General features: G+C 71.0%; 14 protein-coding genes. 7 read left to right on the top strand and 7 right to left on the bottom strand.

Annotated features, from left to right (window positions below; translation table 11 throughout):
- Positions 1-147 precede the first annotated feature (147 nt).
- Together OM076_RS03190 and OM076_RS03185 are read left to right on the top strand one after the other, a co-directional pair.
- Positions 148-840, top strand: a complete 693-nt coding sequence (locus OM076_RS03190; protein WP_270037938.1) for a toll/interleukin-1 receptor domain-containing protein — start codon at positions 148-150, stop codon at positions 838-840.
- Positions 830-1,906 carry a macro domain-containing protein gene (locus OM076_RS03185; protein ID WP_270037937.1) on the top strand — a complete coding sequence of 359 codons (1,077 nt, stop codon included), beginning with the start codon at positions 830-832 and terminating at the stop codon, positions 1,904-1,906. The genes OM076_RS03190 and OM076_RS03185 overlap by 11 nt, the downstream gene beginning before the upstream one ends.
- A gap of 111 nt (positions 1,907-2,017) precedes the next feature.
- Here the strand turns inward: OM076_RS03185 and OM076_RS03180 are convergent, their stop codons facing one another.
- The 6 genes from OM076_RS03180 to OM076_RS03155 all read right to left on the bottom strand — a co-directional run bounded on the left by OM076_RS03180 (position 2,018) and on the right by OM076_RS03155 (position 11,897).
- On the bottom strand, positions 2,018-5,200 hold the full coding sequence (locus OM076_RS03180) for a WD40/YVTN/BNR-like repeat-containing protein (RefSeq protein ID WP_270037936.1): 3,183 nt from the start codon (positions 5,198-5,200) through the stop codon (positions 2,018-2,020).
- A complete protein-coding gene (locus tag OM076_RS03175) occupies positions 5,197-5,733 on the bottom strand; it encodes an RNA polymerase sigma factor (protein WP_270037935.1) in 537 nt (178 codons plus the stop codon). Before OM076_RS03175 ends, OM076_RS03180 begins: the two co-directional genes overlap by 4 nt.
- Positions 5,734-5,839: 106 nt before the next feature.
- Positions 5,840-6,895 carry a hypothetical protein gene (locus OM076_RS03170; RefSeq protein ID WP_270037934.1) on the bottom strand — a complete coding sequence of 352 codons (1,056 nt, stop codon included), beginning with the start codon at positions 6,893-6,895 and terminating at the stop codon, positions 5,840-5,842.
- A gap of 82 nt (positions 6,896-6,977) precedes the next feature.
- Complete coding sequence (locus OM076_RS03165) at positions 6,978-9,014, bottom strand: endo-1,4-beta-xylanase (protein WP_270037933.1); 2,037 nt, start codon at positions 9,012-9,014, stop codon at positions 6,978-6,980.
- A gap of 226 nt (positions 9,015-9,240) precedes the next feature.
- Positions 9,241-11,415, bottom strand: a complete 2,175-nt coding sequence (gene katG, locus OM076_RS03160; protein ID WP_270037932.1) for a catalase/peroxidase HPI — start codon at positions 11,413-11,415, stop codon at positions 9,241-9,243.
- Positions 11,416-11,477: 62 nt separating this feature from the next.
- Positions 11,478-11,897, bottom strand: a complete 420-nt coding sequence (locus OM076_RS03155) for a Fur family transcriptional regulator (protein ID WP_270037931.1) — start codon at positions 11,895-11,897, stop codon at positions 11,478-11,480.
- Between the two features lie 111 nt (positions 11,898-12,008).
- Between OM076_RS03155 and OM076_RS03150 the strand changes: the two genes are divergently transcribed.
- From OM076_RS03150 to OM076_RS03140, 3 genes are all read left to right on the top strand, one after another.
- Positions 12,009-14,918 (top strand): AfsR/SARP family transcriptional regulator, encoded by a 2,910-nt coding sequence (locus OM076_RS03150; RefSeq protein WP_270037930.1) that lies wholly within the window; start codon positions 12,009-12,011, stop codon positions 14,916-14,918.
- Between the two features lie 92 nt (positions 14,919-15,010).
- Positions 15,011-15,625, top strand: a complete 615-nt coding sequence (locus OM076_RS03145; RefSeq protein ID WP_270037929.1) for an Hcp family type VI secretion system effector — start codon at positions 15,011-15,013, stop codon at positions 15,623-15,625.
- A gap of 153 nt (positions 15,626-15,778) precedes the next feature.
- Positions 15,779-18,361: a M1 family aminopeptidase gene (locus OM076_RS03140; protein WP_270037928.1), complete on the top strand. Its 2,583-nt coding sequence runs from the start codon at positions 15,779-15,781 to the stop codon at positions 18,359-18,361.
- A gap of 48 nt (positions 18,362-18,409) precedes the next feature.
- Here OM076_RS03140 and OM076_RS03135 read toward each other — a convergent pair whose 3' ends face one another.
- The gene (locus OM076_RS03135) at positions 18,410-19,219 is read right to left on the bottom strand and encodes a fumarylacetoacetate hydrolase family protein (RefSeq protein WP_270037927.1); all 810 of its coding nucleotides are present in this window, start codon (positions 19,217-19,219) and stop codon (positions 18,410-18,412) included.
- Positions 19,220-19,301: 82 nt separating this feature from the next.
- Between OM076_RS03135 and OM076_RS03130 the strand changes: the two genes are divergently transcribed.
- Positions 19,302-20,453, top strand: a complete 1,152-nt coding sequence (locus OM076_RS03130; RefSeq protein WP_270037926.1) for a CaiB/BaiF CoA transferase family protein — start codon at positions 19,302-19,304, stop codon at positions 20,451-20,453.
- Positions 20,450-21,571: a mandelate racemase/muconate lactonizing enzyme family protein gene (locus tag OM076_RS03125; protein ID WP_270037925.1), complete on the top strand. Its 1,122-nt coding sequence runs from the start codon at positions 20,450-20,452 to the stop codon at positions 21,569-21,571. The genes OM076_RS03130 and OM076_RS03125 overlap by 4 nt, the downstream gene beginning before the upstream one ends.
- Positions 21,572-21,577 lie beyond the last annotated feature (6 nt).

The raw sequence follows: 21,577 nt of genomic DNA, 5'->3' as shown, positions 1-21,577 counted from the left end.
CGTCCCGACACCTTCCCGCGCCAGGCGTGCCCTGTCATTGCGGGAGACGCCCATCTCCACCCCCGGCCACCGGACATCTCGCTCTTCCCGCTACCAGGAATCGCGCAGGCGTGTACAGTCGCCGCTGAGGCACCCCTGAGCGAGCGCATGGAGCCCGACTTCTTCATCAGCTACACCGGTGCCGACAAGTCCTGGGCCGAGTGGATCGCGTGGCAACTGGAAGGGTCGGGCTACACCGTGGTGCTGCAAGCCTGGGACTTCACGCCTGGACGGGACTGGGTGCACGAGATGCAGACCGCCGTCGCGTCCGCTCGACGGACGATCGCCGTGCTGTCCGAGGACTACTTCCGCTCCGTGCACGGAGAGGCGGAATGGCGTGCCGCGTACGCGAGCGACCCGACGGGCGAACAGGGAATCCTCGTGCCGGTGCGAGTCGCTCCCTGCGACCCTCCCGGCTTGCTCAAGACGCGGATCTTCGTCGACCTCGTAGGCCTCGACGAGGACGCGGCGCGGGCCGCCCTTGCGGCGGGGCTGGCAGAACGTCGCGCCAAGCCCACGCTGGAACCGGCGTTCCCGGGCCGGGCGAGCCCGGCGTTCCCGCCGGCCCCCGCGAGCGCCACGCACAGCACGCTCAAGCCGGCGGAGGTGGACGCCGCGACCGCCCACCTGCGCAAGCTCCTGGGCGTGCACGAGCGCAACGTCCGGATCCTCGAGGAGCAGGAAGCCCGTTTCGCCGGCGCCGCGCCGGTGCATCTCCTCGGGCAGTTGGAAGACGAACGCCACGCCGCCGCCGAGCTGCGACGACGACTCGAGATCGGTGAGTTGCACGGTGGCCGCTGAGGGCTTGCAGCGCGAGACGGTCTACGAGATCGGGCGTGCGCGCTTCCGGGTCGGCTACGGCGACCTCACGCTCGTGACGGCCGACGTCCTCGTCAGCTCAGACGACAACTACCTCTCGATGGGCGGCGGGATCTCGATGGCGCTGGCCAGGGCCGCGGGGGCGGACATGGTGGCCCACGCGCGCAAACTGATCCCGGTCGCAGCGGGTGACGTCGCCGTCACCACCGCCGGGCGGGTGAAGGCGAAGTACCTCTTCCACGCGGTCACGATCGACCTGGACAAGCGGATCTACCCCGACGCCCGGTGCATCGACACCCTCGTCCGCCGGTCGCTCGAGCTCGCTGACGCCTTGGGCGTGCGCACGATCGCGTATCCCGCTCTCGGAACCGGCGCCGGTGGGTTCCCGTTCGAGGAGGCCGCCGACGTGATGACGCGTGCGCTGGCCGAGCACCTCGCGGGAGACACGACCGTCGAGGAGGTGTCGCTCGTCCTGCGAGCGCGCGGCGGCGTCTCCGAGAGTGACATCGAGCTCTTCTACGAGCGGGTGGTGGGCTTCGCCGCGCTGAACAGCCAGAGCGAGCGTCTGGCCGGTGCGATGCAACGGTTGCGACAGGTCGGGCGGGCTGCGGGGCTTCCCTTGCTGGAAGAGCAGTTGGACGAGCTCGAACGCGCGCTCTCCGATGAGCGGAGCCGGTTCGCCACCCGGCCCCGGTCGCGCCAGGACATCGACACCCTCGAGCGTACGAGCGGTCTCGCCGAGATCGCCGATCGCACGATCGAGATCACGCACGCCGCGGGCGGCCGTCGCTACGACGACCGGCGCGTCGAGGCACAGGCGCTGCAGACCCGTCTGGAAGGCCTCGGCACGCAGCTCAACGTGCACATGGCTTCTCTGAACAAGCTCGAGATCCAAAAGGCCAAGTACGGCGGCGTGGGCACGCCCCTCATCCTCGAGCACCAGATCGACGAGATCGGGGTCGAGATCGACCGTGTCCGGCAGACGATGGAAGGGCTCCGCGAGCAGCTCGCGGTCCTGGATCCGTCGCCTGACGACCACGGTCGATGACGCAGACGGTGCTCCAGCGGATGGAGCTCCGGCGTACCGGAGCTCCATCCGTTCCCACTCGGCGGGTCTAGTGCCGGGGGGAAGACCGCCCGCATCCGTGGGCGGGCCGGCTCATGGGGTCGTGGTCGACAGCGTGAACGTCAGGGTCTTGCTGTAGCTGCCGGTGCGCAGCGCATCGCTCTGACCGATGTGCTGGTTGAACGTCACCGTCACCGGGTCGTTGCTGACCGGGGCGGCGTACGTCAGCAGCGTGAGCGGCGTCGCGCTCACCGGGCTGAACGCCGTGGAACCGGTTCCGGCCGGGCTCGCCGCCTTGGCCTGCACCGCGGACGGCAGCGAGAACGTGCCGTTGACGAGGTGACCGGGGACGTTCGTCGACGGGTCGCTGACGCTGAGCGTCGCGTCGCCGGCCGTGCTGACCACGTTGGCGGTGGTGGCCGCCGTGTAGTCCTTGTCGACGCCGGGCGTGAACGCGCCGAACGCGCCGGGCGTACCGAGCGTGAGCCCGAGCGTGGCGGGCACCGAAGCCCCCACGCCGCCCGCGCCGCCGCCGTTGACCGCGTCGGTGGACAGGTTGAGCTTCCAGATCGAGCGCCCGAAGGTCGCCGCGAAGAGGTACTTGCCGTCGGCCGAGAGCTTGACGTCGAGCACCGGGACCTGCGGCAGGCCGACGCTGACCTTGTACCAGGCGCTGTCGCCGTCCTTGTGGTCGAACACGCCGACGTCCGTGGCCGCGAAGAGCACGTTGGCCTTCGCGTTGTACTCAAGCATCTCGACCGGCCCGTTGGGCAGGTTCAGCGAGGAGTTGCTCCAGGTCGCGCCGCCGTCGAGCGTCTCCCAGACGTTCGCGGCCTCGTCGCCCTCGCGGTAGCCCGAGAACGCGACGTACGCGTGATCGGCGTTGTCCGGGTCGGCGATGATCGCGTTGACCCAGCGCGTCGGCAGGCCCTGCATCTGCGTCCAGTGCGCGCCGGCGTCGCTGGTCTTCCACACCTTGCCGGTGTCCGTGCCCGCGTAGATCACCTGCGCGTAGGGGACCGGCGTCGCCGACTTGGCGGGCGCGACCGCGGTGGTGGCGCCGTAGAGGTTCCCGTAGAGCCCGGTGTCGACCTCGCTGGCCGGCACATGACCGGGCAGCGACGGGTCCGGGTCGGTGTAGTTGGACTGCGGCAGCGGCGTCGGCGAGATCGGCGTCATCGTCGGCCCGCGGTTGAGCGAGCGGCCGATGATCGCGCCGCCCATGTAGAGCGCGTTCGGCGGCTGCGTGCCGTCGGCGGCCTTCGGCGGGACGTTCGGGTCGATGACGATCGGGGCGTCGGTCGTGTACCGGTTGGTGCCGTTCGCACCGACCTGCGCCACCGTGATGTTCTGCGTCGCGGTCGCCGTGTCATGGCGCCCGGAGCAGCTGTGGGTGCCGCCGCCGGAGGCCTGCGAGCACGTGTAGTAGTAGGTGTCGTCGGTGGGATCGACGACGTTCCAGTGACCGTCGCCGCCGCCCGAGGAGTTCCAGTAGTTGTTCGGACCGAGGTTATTGTCGGTCGGGTGCGGCTGCGTGCAGAGCGTCGTCGACCCCGTCGCGCAGGTCGGCGTCGGCGCCCACGACTTGACCGAGCCGTTGTCCTGCAGGCCGGTGGTCTGGCGCAGCGGGTCCTGCATCGAGATCGCCAGGTGGTAGCTCTGGTTCCACGGCTGGTTGGTGGCCTTCACCCACGAGCCGTTGACACCGCCGTTGTCGGAGCGGTACATGCCGCCGTCGTTGCCGAGGAAGACGCGGTCCGGCGTGGCCGGGTTGCCGTCGAGCGTCGACGGATCCCAGTCCATGCCGTGCTGGTCGGAGTGCGGCGCGCTGATCGCGGTCCAGGTCGTGCCGCCGTCGGTCGACGTGCGCAGGCTCACGTCGGCGTTGAAGAGGTGGTCCTGATTGTCCGGGTCGACCCAGATGCGCCCGAACCACCACTGGTAGCCGCCGGACGCCGCGTAGGCGCGGCCCATCAGCTGGAAGGAGTCGCCGCCGTCGTCGGAGCGGTAGGAGCCCTTGTCCGGCCCGGTGTTGTCACCGAAGACGACGTACATCCGGTTCGGGTTCGACGGTGCGAGCGCGAAGCCGATCCGGCCGAGGGTCGGCGCCGACTTCAGGCCGGTCTGCGGCGTGTCGTACGCCGCCAGCGGGCCGGTGATGTTCTCCAGCCGCTCCCACGTGTCGCCGCCGTCCTTGGAGCGGAACAGGCCGGAGCCGACGCCGCCGTAGAAGCGCCGGCCGTTGTTGCGGGTGTGATCCCACAGCGACGCGTAGACGATCTGCGGGTTCTGCGGGTTGATCGCGACGTCGATCGCGCCCGTGGTCGCGTTCGGCGGGGCGAGCACCTGCTGCCAGGTCTTGCCGCCGTCGAGCGTGCGGTACAGGCCGCGGTCCTTGACCGTGCGGGCGATGTGCCCGGAAGCCGCGACGAACACCCGCTGCGAGTTCTTCGGATCGACCGCGATGCGCCCGATCGCCGCGCTGTCGGTCAGCCCCATGTTGGTCCAATGGGCGCCGTTGTCGCTGGACTTGTAGATGCCGTCGCCGAAGTAGGTCAGGCCGCCGCCGGGCGGGTTGGCCTCACCGGTGCCGGCCCACAGGTCGCCGTTGGGCGCCTGGGCGAAGGCGCCCATCGTCTGCGTGTTGGAGTCGGGCCACAGATTGGTCCAGTTCGCGCCGCCGTCGGTCGTCTTCCAGATGCCGCCGCCCGAGACCGCCGCGAAGGCGGCGTTGGGCGTGTTGCGATCCGCGACGACGTCGGTCACGCGCCCGCCGACGTTGTACGGGCCCATCTGCTGCCAGGCGATCCCGCCCGCGGCAGCCGGCACGTCGGCAGCCTGCGCCTGCTGGCGCCGGACCATCGCCGTGGTGACGGCTCCGCCGCCGGCCTCCTTGAGGTCCATCAGCTCGTCCGGCGTGGCGCCCAGGGCGGTCTCGTGCTCCGGCGGAACGATCGTCTGGCCGAGATCGGTCTTCGGCACGACCGTCGCCGAGCGCGTGAGCGCGACCGTCGCGACCGCGGTGAGCAGCGCGAACGTGCTCAGCGCGAACGCCGCGACCCGTACCCGGGACCTCCTTTTGGGCCTCCGGCCGGGACCCCCGGGCCCGTGGCCGCGAGTCCTCACGCGGCGTGCAGCGAACGGCCAGTGGCGCTGAGTCGGCGCCTGCTCCGGCAGCTGGTCGACGCGTTCCATCAGCGGCGCGATCGGCAGCGGCGGCGGATCCTCCGGCAACGGGTTCGCTGCTTGCAGCAGCTCAAAGGCGTCCTGCGTCATCGAGGGACCTCCACGTGAACGATGGGTGCGCGCTCGGAGCCGTCATCGGCTTCAACGGCTTCGAGTGCGGCGGACAGGCGACGGCGGGCGCGGTGAAACCGCACCGCCAAGGTGTTGGGACGAACGCCGAGGACCTCTGCGGCCTGCTGCAGCTCGAGGCCTTCCCAGGCCATCAGCAGCAGCAGCTCGCGGTCTCGCTCGCTCAGGCGGGCAAGCGCGGCGTTCAACCGCGCGGACGCCTTGTCTTCCGCATGCGCGGGCGCGGCCACCGCGGCCGGCTGGGCCGCGAGCCGGTCGTGCAGACGCACGCGGCGACTCTGCCCGCGGGCGTGATTGGCCAGCACGCGCCGGGCGATGCCCAAGAGCCACGGCAGCGGCTCCTCCGGCAGCTCCGCTCGGCGTCGCCAGGCGACGAGGAATACGTCGGCGACGACGTCATCCGCCGTCTCGGCATCACACCGGCGCATCGCGTAGCCACGCACCGCCCCTGCATGAACCGCGTAGAGCTGCTCGAAGTCCAGTTCGGCTCCCACTACCAGAAGTGTCCGACACCGCCAGGCCGATTACATCGGCCCCGCGGATCGGGCGTGGAGAACCCTCCACAGTACGGCTGGAGATGAGCGCTTCCCATAACTGACGTCACGGAACGAGGTTGAGGATGACGGCGCCGGTGCTGCTCATGACCGTGATCTGCCCCGTGGCGAAGACATAGGTCGTGACGCCGCCGGCGTTCTCGAGGATTACGACCTCGGCGCTCTGGCCGACGATCACGCCGGCCTCGTAGCCCAGCGCCTGGACCGCGCGGTTGATGAGGCCGAGCGCCGGTGAGAGACCGGCCGGCCGCGACGCCGCGAACCCTTCTTCGATGCCGCTCAGGATCCGGAACAACACGCCTCCGGTGCGCACGGCGCCACCCGCGACGGACTCGGCGACCGTGACCGTTGGTCCGCCGGCGGCGATCGCGACCTCGGCCGCCTCCGCCGCGACGACGCCGGTCGTGGCGCCGCCGCCGGTCGTCACCGCACCGGTCGTCGCGCCGCCGGCTCCTGCCCCCGCCGCCCCGACGCCGAGCGCCGCTCCCCCGGCGGCGGCCATCGCGACCACGCAGACGACGGCGGTCCCGAGCGCGATGTTCTTGCCGGTCTCGGCTCCCGAGATGGCGCCCGAGCGCCAGTCGGCGACGAGCTGCTCGCAGCGCTGGGCCTCGAGATCCGCGCGGTCGAGTGCCTTGCCGGCGTCCTCGATGCGGCCGTCGGCGATCGCGCCCCGCGCCCCGGCGAGCAGCGCGCGCGGGACATCCCAGATGTCCTGCGCGGGGATCTCGGCGCCGGTGATCGCGTCGACGATCCACCCGGCGATCGGATGCTCCTCGCGCACGCGCTGGAGCTCGGCGTGCAGATCGGCGCCCGCGGAGATCTGCTCCGCCACGTGCCCGGCGTGCGAGTCGAGCAGGCCCGCCGCCGCCTCGGCGCTCAGGTCCGGATGCTCGACGCCGTGGATCGAGAGCGAGTAGTGGGGGGCCTCCGTCGCGGCCTCCGGGGCTTGGCGCTGCAGGAGCCAGCGCGCCACCGACGCGTTGCCGGCGGTCCGCTGCAGCGCGAGCAGCGCGGCGACGGACGGCACCGGCGCGGCCTGCGGCGGGCGAGGACGTTCCTCGCGGCGAGCGGCGGTCTCGGTTTCCTTGCTCGTGTACACGCAAGGAACGACCCGCTCGGGCGCGAGAAGGTTGGCCGGTTGGCGGCGCGGCGGCCGGAGCCGCCGCGCCGGACGGCCCGCCCTAGGGCGTCGTGGTGGACAGGGTGAAGGTCAGCGTCTGCGAGTACGTGCCGGTGCGCAGCGGTTGCGTCGCGGCGATGTGCTGCTGGAACGTGATCCCCACCGGGTCGTTGGAGACCGGCGCGCTCCACGCGGTCTTGGAGAGCGCCACCCCCAGCGGATCGGCCAGCGAGAACGCGCCGTTGGTGAGATGGCCGGGGTCGCTGACGGTCAGCGCGGCGTCGCCGGCCGACGAGATCACGTTCGCGGTCGTGGACGCCGTGTAGTCGTGGTCGACGCCGGGCGTGAACGCCCCGAAGCTCGCCGGCGCGCCGAGGGTGAGCGCGAGCGTCGCCGGCACCGAGCCGCCGACATCGCCGGAACCGGTCACCGCCTGGTAGTCCCCGATCGCGCTCGTGAGGGCGGCGGTCGCGTTCTTGACGTTGTTGACGTCGCCGATCGAGTAGATGCGCACGTTGACGAGCGCCTGCGCGGCGTCGCGGGCGGCGAGCACCTTCTGCCAGGCGTCGCTCGCGTACGTGGCCGGGACGAGCGTGTCGACGCGCGCGATCTCGTTGCGCATCGACTCACGGGCCGGGGCGCCGAGGAACGCGAAGAAGGAGTACTTCTCCGGGTTGCCCGCCAGGCCCGACCAGAGGTGGGCGCCGTCGGCGCTGTTGAACGTGCTCGAGTCCGACGTGCCGTCCATGTCGAAGTACTTGACCTTGTCCTTGTAGGAGATCAAGAGGTCCATCCAGTCGGCCTCGAAGTCCGCCTGCTTCTTCATGATGTCCGGGCTGTTGGCCAGCGCGTTGTTGGCGCCGGTGCCCCACGCCGGGATCCGGCGGACCGGCGAGTTGCAGACGTCGAACGTGTTGCCGTTGGACGCCGCGCGGTTGGTCCACGAGCACGAGCCGAAGGTCGGCCACTGATGCGCCGGGTCGTTGGCGTCGGCCGCGGTGACCGGGCGCGAGGGCTGCGTCGGGTCGTAGTCCGGGTTGGCCTCGAAGTCCGAGCGGGTGTCGGCCTCGGAGACGGAGATCTCGTCGGCGACCGTGAGGCCCGCCTGGATCTGCGCCTTCAACTGCGCGATCGAAGGAGCCGCGTCCGAGAGCCGGCCCTGCATGCCGTAGCCGTCGATGTTGCCGGCGTCATGGATCGGCTTGAGCATCTTGATCGTCTGGCTCAGCTTCGGCTCGTACGTCTTGTCGGAGTCCTGGTAGTCGTTGTAGTAGAGCTTCCAGTGGACGCCGTCGGCGTTTGACCACTTGCGAGCCGACTCGAACGCCTGGCGCACCCACGCGGACTCCGCCGCCAGGCGCGCGTCGGGGTTGCCGTCCAGGTCCGGGCGACGGAAGATGCGTCCCCACTGGCCGACCTGCGGGTCCTGCGCGTTGCGGATCTGGCCGCTGTAGTCGTCGATCGCCTCGTTGACGACGTCCCAGGACACGATGATGTCGGAGTACTTGGAGTACTTGTCCATCATCTCGTGGATGTAGTTGTCGAGCCGCTTGAGCATCGTCGCGGGACTGGCCCAGTCGGGGTTGGCGGCGTCATAGGTGAAGCCGTTGCAGAAGAACCAGTTGGGCTGCTGGCCGCCGTGCCACGCGAGCGTGTGCGCGCGCACGACCTTCTTGTTGGCGCCGCTCAGGTTGTTGGCCGTGTTGTAGGCCTCGATCGACTGCAGGACCTGCTCGGCCTGGCCATTGCCCGTCGTCGGCTGCAGGACGATCTGCTCGTTGGCGGTCTCGATCGCGTCCGCCTTCTGCTGGTCGCTCAGCGTCGTGTCGGCGTTGATCTGGGCGACCTTGGCCACGTACTGCTGGCGCGACAGGCTGTTGGTGGCGCTCGTGCCGATCTGGCTGTCGAGCTTGAGGTTGTTCGGGATCGCGTTGGAGCGGAAGTGGTACAGCGCCTGCGCGCTGTTCCAGTTGCCGAACGTGCCGATCGTGAAGTCGTTCTGGTAGGCCTGCCAGAGCGACGGCAGCGACAAGTCGACCGCCGAGGCGGTGCCGACGTGGGCGACCGACGTCAGCCCGAGCGCCAGCGCGGTCGCCACACCGGCGACCCGAGAAACGGTTCTGAAGCGCAAGACATCTCCGATCTCGACCCCGCACGCCGCATCCTGCGGCATAGGGTCGAGCAAGTGGACAAACGTCAGGCGTTCATAAAATTGACGCCTGAACCAGCGGATTTGTCGCACGTATCGGTGAATTAACGATGAATCAAGCGCACCAGCCGGTGCTGGTGCGCCCGATTCACGTCACTTTCTGCGAAACGCCGGGTCAGGCGAGGTCGAACCGGTCCAGGTTCATGACCTTCACCCACGCGGCGACGAAGTCGCGCACGAACTTCTCGCCCGCGTCAGCGCTCGCGTAGACCTCGGCGAGCGCGCGCAACTCGGAGTTGGAGCCGAAGACGAGGTCGACGCGGCTACCGGTCCAGCGCAGCGCGTCGGTGCCGGCGTCGCGGCCCTCGTACTCGTCCCCGGACGCCGACCACGTCGTGCCCAGGTCGAGCAGGTTCACGAAGAAGTCGTTCGTGAGCGTCCCGGGCTTGGTGGTGAGGACGCCGAGCGAGGAGTTCTGGTGGTTGGCGCCGAGCACGCGCAGGCCGCCGACGAGGACGGTCATCTCCGGTGCGCTGAGCGTCAGCAGGTTCGCGCGGTCGACCAGGAGGTACTCGGCGGGAAGCCGGTGTCCCTGGCGCAGGTAGTTGCGGAACCCGTCCGCGGTCGGCTCCAGCGCCCCGAAGGACTCGACGTCGGTCTGCTCCTGCGACGCGTCCGTGCGACCCGGGGCGAAGGGCACGTCGATGTCGACGCCGCCGTCCTTGGCCGCCTTCTCGACGGCGGCGGAGCCGGCGAGCACGATCAGGTCGGCGATGGAGACCGGCTTGGCGTAGCCGGCCTGGATCCCCTCCAGGGTCTCCAGCACCTTGGCCAGCGTCTGCGGATCGTTGGCCTCCCACCAGCGTTGCGGCTCCAGGCGGATGCGCGCGCCGTTGGCGCCGCCGCGCTTGTCGCTGCCGCGGAACGTGGACGCGGACGCCCACGCGACCGAGACCAGGTCCGAGACCGGCAGGCCCGACGCGAGGATCTGCGCCTTCAGCGCCGCGATGTCCTCGGCGCCGATGAGCTCGTGCGTGACCTCGGGAACGGGGTCCTGCCACAGCTGGACCTCCGCGGGGACCTCCGGGCCGAGGTAGCGCGGGAGCGGCCCCATGTCGCGGTGGGTCAGCTTGAACCACGCGCGGGCGAACGCGTCCGCGAGCTCGTCCGGGTGCTCCAGGAAGCGCCGCGAGATCTTCTCGTAGATCGGGTCGAACCGGAGCGCGAGGTCGGTCGTGAGCATCGTCGGGGGACGCCGCTCGGACCCCTCGACGGGCCCGGGCACCGCGCCCGCCCCGGCACCGTCCTTCGGCTGCCACTGATGCGCGCCGGCGGGGCTCTTGGTCAGCTCCCACTCGTAGCCGAACAGGTTCTCGAAGAAGTTGTTGCTCCACGACGTCGGCGTCGTGGTCCACGTCACCTCGATGCCGCTGGTGATCGCGTCCGCGCCCTTGCCGGTGGCGTACGTGCTGAGCCAGCCCAGGCCCTGCGCCTCGAGCGCGGCGCCCTCGGGCTCGGGGCCGACGTACAGCTCGGGGTCGGCGGCGCCGTGGGTCTTGCCGAACGAGTGCCCGCCGGCGATCAGCGCCACGGTCTCCTCGTCGTTCATCGCCATACGGCGGAAGGTCTCGCGGATGTCGACGGCCGCGCCGAGCGGATCCGGTTCGCCGTTGGGCCCTTCCGGGTTGACGTAGATCAGGCCCATCTGGACCGCGCCCAGGGGCTCTTCGAGCTGGCGCTGGCCGGTGTAGCGCTCGTCGCCCAGCCAGGTGTCCTCAGGACCCCAGTAGACGTCCTCGTCGGGCTCCCAGACGTCCTCGCGCCCGCCGGCGAAGCCGAAGGTCGCAAAGCCCATCGTCTCCAGCGCGACGTTGCCGGTGAGCACCATCAGGTCCGCCCAGGAGAGGCTCTGGCCGTACTTCTGCTTGACCGGCCACAGCAGCCGGCGCGCCTTGTCCAGGTTGCCGTTGTCCGGCCAGCTGTTGAGCGGCGCGAAGCGCTGCTGGCCGCCGCCGGCGCCGCCGCGGCCGTCGCTGATCCGGTAGGTGCCGGCGCTGTGCCAGGCCATCCGGATCATGAACGGGCCGTAGTGGCCGAAGTCGGCCGGCCACCAGTCCTGCGAGGTCGTCAGGACGTCGGCGATGTCCTGCTTGACCGCGGCGAGATCGAGCGACTTGAACGCCGCGGCGTAGTCGAACTCCTCGCCCAGCGGGTTGGCGACGGCCGGGTTCTTGGCCAGGATCCTGAGGTTCAGGCGATCCGGCCACCAGCCGCGGTTGCCGCCGCCCTGGGTCGGGTGCGGGGCGCGCCCGTGGTCGACCGGGCAGCCGCCTTCATGCTCTTCATTCATCTCGCCGACGACGGCGTTTGGTCTTTCGGACACAGGAGACCTTTCCGGATCAGGTGACGGAGTTAGGGACTGCAGGTGGGACACAGGCCCGAGTAGACGACCTCGGCCTCGTCGATGACGAACCCGTGGTCATCAGAAGGGGTCAAGCAGGGCGCGGGGCCGACGGCGCAATCGACGTCGGCGATCACCCCGCAGGACCGGCAGACGACGTGGTGATGGTTGTCGCCGACCCGCGACTCATACCGCGCCACCGAGCCCGGTGGGTGGATGCGCCGCACGAGACCGGCGTCGGTGAGGGCGCGCAGCACGTCGTAGACGGCCTGCTGGGACACCTCGCCGAGTTCCCCGCGCACGAGGCCGATGATCGAGTGCGTATCGGCGTGGGGATGCTCGTAGACCGCGGCGAGCACGGCCACCCGAGGGCGCGTGATGCGCAGGGAGGCCCCGCGCAGCAGACGTTCGAGTTCCGAGATCGCCGGCACGGCCGGGAGTGTGCCACAGAATCTGGAAACGATCCAGATTGGCCCATATTGCTGGAATCCCGTCATTTCGCGCCGCCTCTGCGTCCCGGATACGGTGCGCAAGAGAGGGAAATGACACCGGGAATCGAGGTCAGGCTGCTGGGCCCGCTGGAGGTCGTGGTCCCAGCCGGTCGCGTGGAGTTCGAGGGCGTCAAGCAGCGCCGGCTCTTTGCCGCGCTCGCGCTGCGGGCGCCGGAGATCGTCTCGGTCGACGCGCTCGTGGAGGCCGTCTGGGCCGACGCGGTGCCCGACGGCCGCGATCAGGCGCTGCAGAAGCAGGTCTCACGTCTGCGAGCGCGGCTCGGCGACCAGCTCCCCGTGCGCCGGCGCGCGGCCGGCTACGCGCTGGAGATCGAGCGCGAGGCGATCGACAGCCGCCGCTTCGAGCGGCTGCTCGACCGCGCGCGGGCCGAGCAGTCGGCCGATGAGCTCGCCGCCGCGCTCGCGCTGTGGCGAGGCCCGGCGCTGGCCGATCACCGCTTCGACGAGTTCGCCCAGGGCGAGATCGCGCGCCTCGAGGAGCTGCGCCTGGAAGCGATCGAGGAACGGCTCACGATCGAACTGGCGCGCGGCCAGGCGGCCGATCTGGTCGGCGAGCTGCGCTCGCTCGTCGCCGAGCACCCGCTGCGCGAACGCCTGCGCGGCTCGCTGATGCTCGCGCTCTACCGCGCGGGCCGCCAGGCGGACGCGCTGGAGGTCATGCGCGACGGCCGCCGGCTGCTGGTCGAGGAGCTCGGCCTCGAGCCGGGGCCGGAGCTGCGCCGGCTCGAGACGATGATCCTCGCGCAGGATCCGGCACTCGACGCGGACGTGAAGGCGGACGTGCTCGACGCTCCATTGCCCGTTCCCGCGAACGCCACGATCGGCCGCGAGGGGGAGCTGGCGGAGATCGGCGCGCTGCTCCTGCGCGCCGACGTGCGGCTGCTGACGCTGGTCGGCACCGGCGGCGTGGGCAAGACGCGGCTCGCGCTGGAGGCCGGGCGAGCCGTCGCCGGCCGGTTCCCGGGCGGCGTCGCCTACGTCGACCTGGAAGAGGCCGGCGCGCTCGCGCCCGCCGCCGCGGCGGCGCTCGGCGTCGTGGCCGAGACGCCGGCGGAGCTCGGCGAGCGGCTGGCGCGCGTGACGCGCAGCGCCGGCGCCCTGCTCGTGCTCGACGGCTTCGAGCGCTTCCTCGCCGACGCCGCCGAGGTCGCGCAGGTGCTCGCCGCCGCCCCGAACCTGACGGTGCTCGCCACCAGCCGCGCCCCGCTGCGCCTGACCGCCGAGCACGCCTACCGCGTGCAGCCGCTCGCGGCCTCCAACGCGGCGGCGCTGTTCAACGCGCGGGTGCGCGCGCTGCGGCCGGAGTGGGCGCCGATCGGCGAGGACGGCGACGTGGTGCCGGAGATCTGCGCGCGCCTGGACGGGCTGCCGCTGGCGATCGAGCTCGCCGCCGACCGGGCCCGGCTGCTCCCGCTCCAGGCGCTGCTGCAGCGACTCGACCGGCGCCTGGAGTTCCTGAGCTCCGGGCCGCGCGACCTGCCCGCCCGCCAGCAGTCGCTGCGGGTGACGCTGGAGTGGTCCTGGGAAGCGCTCACGCCGCCCCAGCGCCGGCTGCTCGGGCGCCTGGGCGTGTTCGAGGGTGGGGCCTCGCTCGAGGCCTTCCACGCGATCTGCACCGAGCCGGACGAGCCGCCCGCCGAGCTGCTGCTGGCCGGGATCATGGCCAGGAGCTCGCTGATGGTCCTGGATGCGAGCGCGGACGGGCAGCCGCGCCTCTCGATGCTCGACACGGTGCGCGAATTCGCCGCCGAGCAGCTCGGGCCCGACGAGGGTCTCCGGCAGCGGCATGCGGCCTACTTCCTCGAGTACGCCGAACGCGCGGCGGAGCGGGCGACGCTCGCGGACCGCCGGGTGTGGCTGAGCCGGCTGGCGGCGGAGCGCGGAAACCTGCGCGTGGCGTTCGAGCGCCTGCTGGGAGCCGGCGCGGCGGAGGACGCGCTGCGGATCGCGACCGCCTTCGCCCGCGCGCTGCCCTGGGACGCGCACGCCCACGAGGTGCGCGGCTGGCTCGAGCGCGCGCTCGCGGCGGTCGGCCCGGAGCCCAGCGCCCTGCGCACCACCGCGCTCTACTTCGACGGGGAGCTGGCGCTCTCGCAGGCGCGCTTCACGGCGGCGGAGACCGCGCTCGCAGCGGCGCTCGCCGCGGCTCGCGAGCTGGCCGACGAGCGGCTCGAGGCCGCCGTGCTGACCGCGCTGGGGCGCTGTGCGGTCCTGACCGCCGCCGCTTCCGCGACCGAGCGCTGCGAAGGCGCGGTCGCGATCGCCAGGCGCATCGGCACGCCCGGGCTCCTCGCCGACGCGTTGCTGGCCGCGGCGGGCGCCTGCGAGCGCTCGCACGACTGGCAGCGGGCCGGCGAGCTCGCCGACGAGGCGCTCGCGCTCTATCGCGAGGCCGACGACCCGTACGGCGTCGCCGCCGCGCTCGCCGAGCAGGGGTTCTACGACATGGTCCACGGACGCCTGGAGCGCTCGGAGCTGCGCCTCGGCGAGGCGGTCGCGCTGCGCCGCCGCCTCGGCGACGACCGTCAGCTGGTCGAGCCGATGATCGACAACGCGTGGCTGGACCTGGCGCGCGGCAGCGGCGAGCCGGCGCGGCACGGGTTCCTCGACTGCCTCTCGCTGGCCGGGCACGTCGGCGACCAGTTCAACGTCGCCGAGGCGCTCGCCGGCCTCTCGGCGCAGGCCGCGCTCGACGGACGGCACGTCGACGCCGCCCGCCTGGCGGGCGCGTCGGCGGCACTGCACGAGCGCATCGGCGCGCCCCCGTGGGAGTCCGTCTCAGCGATCCAGGATCGCGCGCTGGCGGCGACACAGGGCGCACTCGGCGCCGACGCGTTCGCGGCCTACTACGGCGAGGGCCGGCGGCTCTCCCCGGACCAGGCGATCGCCCGTTCCAGCGGCTCCGCGCGGACCTCCGCGGCCGCCCAGCTCGCTCGCTGACGAACCCCGTCAGCGATCCGTCCGCAGATGGTCAGCGGCCTTTGATGAGCTGCGCCTCGTCAAGTGCGACACCCGAGGAACGAGGAATCCAAATGCGCAAGTCACGTCTGATCACCTTCGCCGCCACCGCCGCTTCCATCGCCGCCACGCTCGTGGTCGCTCCGATGGCCAGCGCCGCGGACGACTACTTCCTCAAGATCGACGGCATCACGGGCGAGGCGACGACCGGCGCGACTCAGGGCGTGATCAAGGTGAACGCGTTCGAGTGGGGCGCCGAGAACAAGGTGACGATCGGTTCGACGAGCGGCGGGGCGGGTGTGGGCAAGGCGTCGCTGAACGAGCTCACCATCGAGAAGCCCGTCGACTCGACGAGCCCCGTGCTCTTCCAGAAGCTCGGCCAGGGCGCGTCGCTCGGTGGCATGGAGCTGGTGGCCCGCAAGGCCGGCCCCACGGGCTCGCAGATCTACATGCGCTACAGCTTCCAGCCCGTCTTCGTGACCTCGCAGACGCAGACCGGCGCCGGCGACGACGGCCTGACCGAGAAGCTCGTGTTCACCTACGGCGCGGTCAAGCAGACGTTCGTCAAGCAGACCACCACGGGCGCTCCGGGCGCGACGGTGTTCGGCGCCTGGAACCAGGTGACCAACTCGGCCTCGATGCTGATCCCGGGCATGACGGACACGTCCGGCGCGCCGCGCATCAACTAGCCCGCACCGGGCGAGACACCCATACACCCCAATAGCGATCGGTGTTTATGAGTCTCCTCGCCCAATCTCATTGACTCTCCGCCCCATTCTGCGAGGCTGGCGCCCGTTTGTGGTCAAGGGCGCCATGCCCGCGACGGGTCTACGGAGGGGTCTATGAAGCATTCGAAGGTGCGCGCCGGAGGCGTCGCACTCGTTTCGGTAGCACTGGCGGGGCTGGCCGCAAGTCCAGCGCTGGCCTCGCCTGGAGTGACCGTCGGGTCGCTCAGCTCGCTGAAGTCCGGCGCGAAGGCCGGGACGCTGCACGGTCAAGTCGTCAACCGCAGCGCCCACGCGGTCAACGCGAAGGTCACGGTGCGCATCCAGCGCACGGGCGCCCCCGCCAAGTTCGTGGGTCACACCGCGGTCGCGGTGCCCGCCAACGCCACGGCGGACTACTCGGTGGCGGTCAAGGTCCCGGGTGGCCTGAGCCGCGGCAACTACTACCTCGCCGCGTGCACGCCGTCCGGCACCGGCGCCGGTGACCTCGGCTGCGCCAGCTCCGAGAAGGACGTCCGCATCGACGGCGGCACGCCGGTCCGCGGCTCGGCCGTGCGGCTGCCGGAGCGGTCCACGGGCGCCAAGGCCGCCCAGGCCGAGACCTGCACCCCGGGTGGCTACACCCTCGCCAAGCCCGGCGAGCGCGTGTACCCCGAGATCGGCAACACCGGCTACGCCAGCCTTCACAGCGACGTCTTCATCAACTACGACGCGATGACGAACCTGTTCCTGCCGGGCACGCACGTCGACCTGCAGCAGCGCTCGACGCAGTGCCTGAGCACCTTCAGCCTCGACTTCGATCGCCACAACTCGCTCTCTGACGGCACCAGCACTTCTGGCCCGGAGATGACGGTGGGGTCGATCACGGTCAACGGCCAGCCGGCCACGTTCAAGTTCGTGCAGCCGACCTACCCGGGCGATCCCAACGGCCAGGACGATCCCGACCCGCTGGCGCACCGCACCGGCCTCGTCCAGCCGATCAACGCCGACAACCCGAACCCGCCGGCCTGCGCGCCGACGTCCTCGGCGGCCGCGGCGCAGAACATCCCCTGCGGCGCCACCAAGCTCGTGATCACGCCGTCGGCGCCGATCCCCAGCGGCACCGACTTCAGCGTCACGGTCAACTACACCGGCCGCCCGGGCGTCCGCCCGTCGCCGACCGGGACCGAGGGCTGGTTCCGCAACGCCACGGTCGGCGGCGAGGGCGCGATGGTCACGTCCGAGCCCACCGGCACCGAGGCCTGGATGCCGCTCAACAACCACCCGTCGGTCAAGCCGACCTACGACATCTACGACACGGTCACCAAGGGCAAGCTGGCGATCGGCCCCGGCCGCCTCGTCACCTCCGGCGACAACGCGCCGGACGCGAACTTCCCGGCCGGCTCGAGCAGCTACCACTGGAAGTCCTCCGAGCCGATCGCGAACTACCTGGTCGAGAACAGCGTCGGCAACTTCGACTACTCGTTCCGCACCGGCGCCAATGACGTCGTGTACTTCGAGGCGCAGGATTCGGCCATCGCCGCGGCCCGCAAGGTCCTCAACAAGAACGCGATGGACCAGCAGGAAGCCATCACGCACTTCCAGGAGCAGTTCAGCGGACCGTTCCCGTTCAACTCCAACGGCATCGTCGTCGCCCTCCCGCGCGCCAGCTTCGAGGAGGAGATGCAGACGAAGATCGTCTTCGTCGGCGGCACGATCGGCGGCAACGGGACCACCCCGGACGTCGGCACGTTCGCGCACGAGAACTACCACCAGTGGTGGGGCGACAACGTCGCCGAAGGCGCGCCCGAGTTGATGTGGTACAAGGAGGGCCAGGCGACGACCGCGCAGTACTTCAACACCGCGCTGATCGCCGCCAACGCCGCCGGCGGCCAGGGCACCGCGGCCGGTGACGCCGCGTTCGAGGCGAGCCTCGTCGCCCGCTTTGCGACCAACTACAACTCGACGTCGACGTCGTTCTGGAACGTCGCGCCGTCGAAGTCGACGTCGGTGACGATGAACGGCAACTCCAACGCCTACGTGCGCCCGGGCACCGCGTACCTCGCCCTGCGCGCGATCCTCGGCAAGGACAACTACAACGCGGTCCTGCACTACATCCAGACGGCGTACCGCGGTGGCTCGATGACCGAGGAGAACCTCGAGAAGGAGTTCCACAAGTACATGCCCAACCAGTCGATCGGCTGCTCGAACAAGCTCGACGCGTTCTTCAAGCAGTGGTTCGACACCCCGTACACGGGCTCCCCGGCGGCCGGCAACAAGCCGTCGATCACGGGCCCGGGCCTGGCCGGCGGCGGGTTCTATGACGCCAACGGCGGCTGCTCGGACTACGGCACCGACGTCACGGCTCCGGCCGGCGGCACCGTCCCCGCGACGCTGTCGCTGACGGTCGGCGGCCCGGCGACGTTCGAGGCGTTCACGCCGGGCGTGGCGAAGGACTACACCGCCTCCACGACCGCCAACGTCATCTCCTCGGCCGGCGACGCGGCGCTCAGCGTCTCGGACCCCGGTCACCTGACCAACGGCACGTTCTCGCTGCCGTCCGCGCTGGAGGTCTCGTTCTCGAAGTCCACGTGGACGGGTCCGACCGCCAATGAAGCCGTCACGATCGGCTTCAAGCAGCACATCGGTGCGACCGACGCGCTGCGCACCGGGACGTACAGCAAGACGCTGACGTTCACGCTGTCGACGACGACGCCGTAACCGCTTCCCCGGGGCCTGCCGCGCCAGTGGCGGGCCCCGGGATCGGGTTCACACGAAGACGTTCTCGAGCCGTCCCAGGCCCTCGGCCTCGACGCCGACGACGTCACCCGGCGCCAGGTACCGCGGCGGCGTGCGGGCCATGCCCACGCCTCCCGGCGTCCCGGTGAGGATCACGTCGCCCGGCTCGAGCGTCACCGCCTCGGAGATCGTGCTGATCAGCGTCGGGATGTCGAAGATCAGGGTCGACAGCGACGCCTCCTGGACCGTCTCCCCGTTGAGCGTCGTCCGGAGCACCAGCGCGCTCGGATCGGGCACCTCGTCCGCGGTGACCAGCCACGGGCCGAGCGGCGTCGTCGCCTCCCAGCACTTGCCCTGCAGCCACTGCGGCGACTTGCGCTGGTAGTCGCGCATCGACACGTCGTTGGCGAGCGTGTAGCCCGCGACGTGCTCGAGCGCGTCCGCGCGCGGGATGCGCCGGCCCGGCTTGCCGATCACCACCGCGACCTCGCCCTCCCAGTCGACCTGGGATGACTCGCGCGGCAGCGCGATCGCCGCGTACGGCCCGCACAGGCTCAGGGCGAACTTCGTGAAGAGCACCGGATAGGACGGCAGCTCGCGCGCCGTCTCGGAGACGTGCGGGCGGAAGTTGAGCCCGACGCAGATGACCTTCCGCGGCGACGGGATCACCGGCCGCAGCTGCACGTCGCCGAGCGCGAACGCCTCGCCGCGAACGCTCCCGCCCGCCGCCGGCAGCGTCGCCGGCCCGAGCTCGTCCACACCCGCCAGCGCGACCGCGCGCTCGCCCTCGATCACGGCCGCGAACGCCGCACCCGCCTGCACGCACGACGCCAGTCGCATCGTCTGAATCCTCCTCCGACTTGCCGTCTCGAGCTATATAATATATGTTATCTCCGAACCAGGCCGACGGAGGAGGAGCTGAATGGCCGAGCAACCACGCGGACCGCTCACCGGCGTCCGCGTGCTCGACATCGCGACGATGCTCGCCGCGGGGCACATGACGTCGCTGATGGCCGACTTCGGCGCGGACGTCATCCACGTCGAGCTGCCGGGCCGCGGCGACAGCCTGCGGCAGATGGGTCCGTTCAAGGACGGACGGTCGCTGCGCTGGGCGGTGGTGGGGCGCGGGAAGCGCTCGATCACCGCCGACCTGCACGACGAGCGCGACCAGCAGCGGATCCGGGAGTTGGCGAGCACCGCGGACGTCGTGGTGGAGAACTTCCGCCCGGGCACGGTCAGTCGTTGGGGCTTGGACTACGAGCGCCTGAGCGAGGCCAACCCCGGGCTGATCATGGTCAGCATCACGGGCTACGGCCAGACCGGGCCTAAGCGCCACATGCCCGGGTTCGGGCGGGTGCTGGAGGCGGTCAGCGGTCTGATGAACAGCACCGGCGACCCGAACGGCCCGCCCACCCAGATCGGCGTCCCGCTCGTCGACTACATCGCCGGCATGAACGCCGCGATGGCGACGTCGATGGCGCTCGTGCACCGCGACAAGTCCGGCGACGGCCAGCAGATCGACGTCTCCCTCTACGAGACGATGATCCGGCTGCTGGACGCGCTGATCACGCGCTACGGCGCGACCGGCGACGTCCCGACACGGGCGGGGAACCGCTACGTCAACGTCGCGCCGTCCGACGTCTACCGGACCCGCGACGACCGCTACGTCTTCCACAGCTCCGCGACGCAGACGGTCTTCGTCCGGCTCGCGAAGGCGATCGGCCGCGAGGACCTGCTCGACGATCCGCGGTTCGCCACCAACGCCGCGCGCACGCAGCGCGTCGATGAGGTCAACGACATCGTGCAGGCCTGGTTCGACCGCCACGACTTCGACGACGTCGTCTCGATCATGGCCGCCAACGACGTCCCGATCGGCCCGGTGAACACCATGAAGGAGGTCGCCGCGGACGAGCACCTGCGCGAGCGCGAGAGCCTGCTCGAGCTCGGCGGCGTGCTGATGCCGGGCGTGATCCCGAAGTTCTCGCTCACGCCCGGGGCGATCCGCCACGCCGGGCCGGAGCTCGGCGAGCACGACGAGGCGGTCCTGAGCTGGCTGGGGATCGAGGTCTCGTGAAGATCACCTCGGTCGACGTGACGGTCGTCGCGGTCCCCTACAAGCCCGAGGTCGGGGCGATCGTGACCGCGGGCCTCGTGCTCACCGAAGCGCGCCACGTCCTCGTCGCACTGCACACCGACGAGGGCTTGACCGGCATCGGCGAAGCCGTCCCGCGCCCGTCGGTCTACGGCGAGACGGTCGACTCGATCCGAGCGGCGCTGCGCGACTTGCTCGTCCCGCCGATCCTCGGCGCCGAGGCGCTCGACGTCGAGCGGATGTGGGAGCGGTGGGTGCGCGTGATCGGCAACACGACCGCGAAGGCCGCGCTCGACATGGCCTGCCACGACCTGCAGGGGCGCGCGGCGAACCTCCCGCTCTACAAGCTCCTCGGCGGCTACGCGAACGAGCCGCTGCCGCTGACCATGCCGATCGCGATCGCCTCCGACGAGGAGGTGCTCGACCAGGCGCGCCGCGCCGTCGACACCGGCTACGCGGGCGTGAAGCTGAAGGTCGGCAAGGGACTGCGGCGCGACGTCCGTGCGGTCGAGCGCGTCCGCGAGGCGATCGGCGACGAGCTCCTGCTCTACGTCGACGCCAACCAGGGCTACGGAACGAGCGACGCCCTCAAGGCGGCGGCCGCGTTCGCGCGGATCGGCGTCGACCTGCTCGAGGAACCGGTCTCGGGCGCCAACACGTTGGGTCGCGCACGGATCGCGCAGACCGGGCAGGTCCCGCTGCTGCTGGACGAGAGCATCCAGGGCCTGCCCGACGCCGTGCGCGAGATCGGCCTCGGCACCGCGGGCGCGTTCAGCGTCCGCAGCCCGCGCACCGGCATCACGCTGAGCAAGAAGCTGGTCGGGCTGGCCGATGCGGCCGAGGTCCCGTGCCTGGTCGGGAGCCACCGCGAGCTGGGCGTCGCCACGGCGGCCAGCGCGCACCTCGCCGCGGCGTTCGCGGCGATGACGTACCCGTCGGAGCTCGGGGTGCACACCCTGCTCACCGACGGCCTGCTCGCCGAACCGCTCGAGATCGCCGGAGGGCGTCTGACGCTCCCCGCCGGCCCCGGCCTCGGCGTGGATCTCGATCCCGGACGGGTGGACAAGCACCGCGTCGGGGACGTGTTGACGATCTCCTAGGAGGAG

It is taken from the genome of Solirubrobacter ginsenosidimutans (assembly GCF_027587205.1).
Note: the sequence above shows the minus strand (reverse complement) of the source record. Positions and strands in the feature narration are given on the sequence as shown.

Bases quoted from the DNA above. Each gene is read 5' to 3' on its own strand.
- OM076_RS03190 (WP_270037938.1), top strand. From the start codon at position 148: ATGGAGCCCGACTTCTTCATCAGCTACACCGGTGCCGACAAGTCCTGG.
- OM076_RS03140 (WP_270037928.1), top strand. From the start codon at position 15,779: ATGAAGCATTCGAAGGTGCGCGCCGGAGGCGTCGCACTCGTTTCGGTA.
- OM076_RS03145 (WP_270037929.1), top strand. From the start codon at position 15,011: ATGCGCAAGTCACGTCTGATCACCTTCGCCGCCACCGCCGCTTCCATC.
- OM076_RS03150 (WP_270037930.1), top strand. From the start codon at position 12,009: ATGACACCGGGAATCGAGGTCAGGCTGCTGGGCCCGCTGGAGGTCGTG.
- OM076_RS03135 (WP_270037927.1), bottom strand. From the start codon at position 19,219: ATGCGACTGGCGTCGTGCGTGCAGGCGGGTGCGGCGTTCGCGGCCGTG.
- OM076_RS03180 (WP_270037936.1), bottom strand. From the start codon at position 5,200: ATGACGCAGGACGCCTTTGAGCTGCTGCAAGCAGCGAACCCGTTGCCG.
- OM076_RS03130 (WP_270037926.1), top strand. From the start codon at position 19,302: ATGGCCGAGCAACCACGCGGACCGCTCACCGGCGTCCGCGTGCTCGAC.
- katG (WP_270037932.1), bottom strand. From the start codon at position 11,415: ATGAATGAAGAGCATGAAGGCGGCTGCCCGGTCGACCACGGGCGCGCC.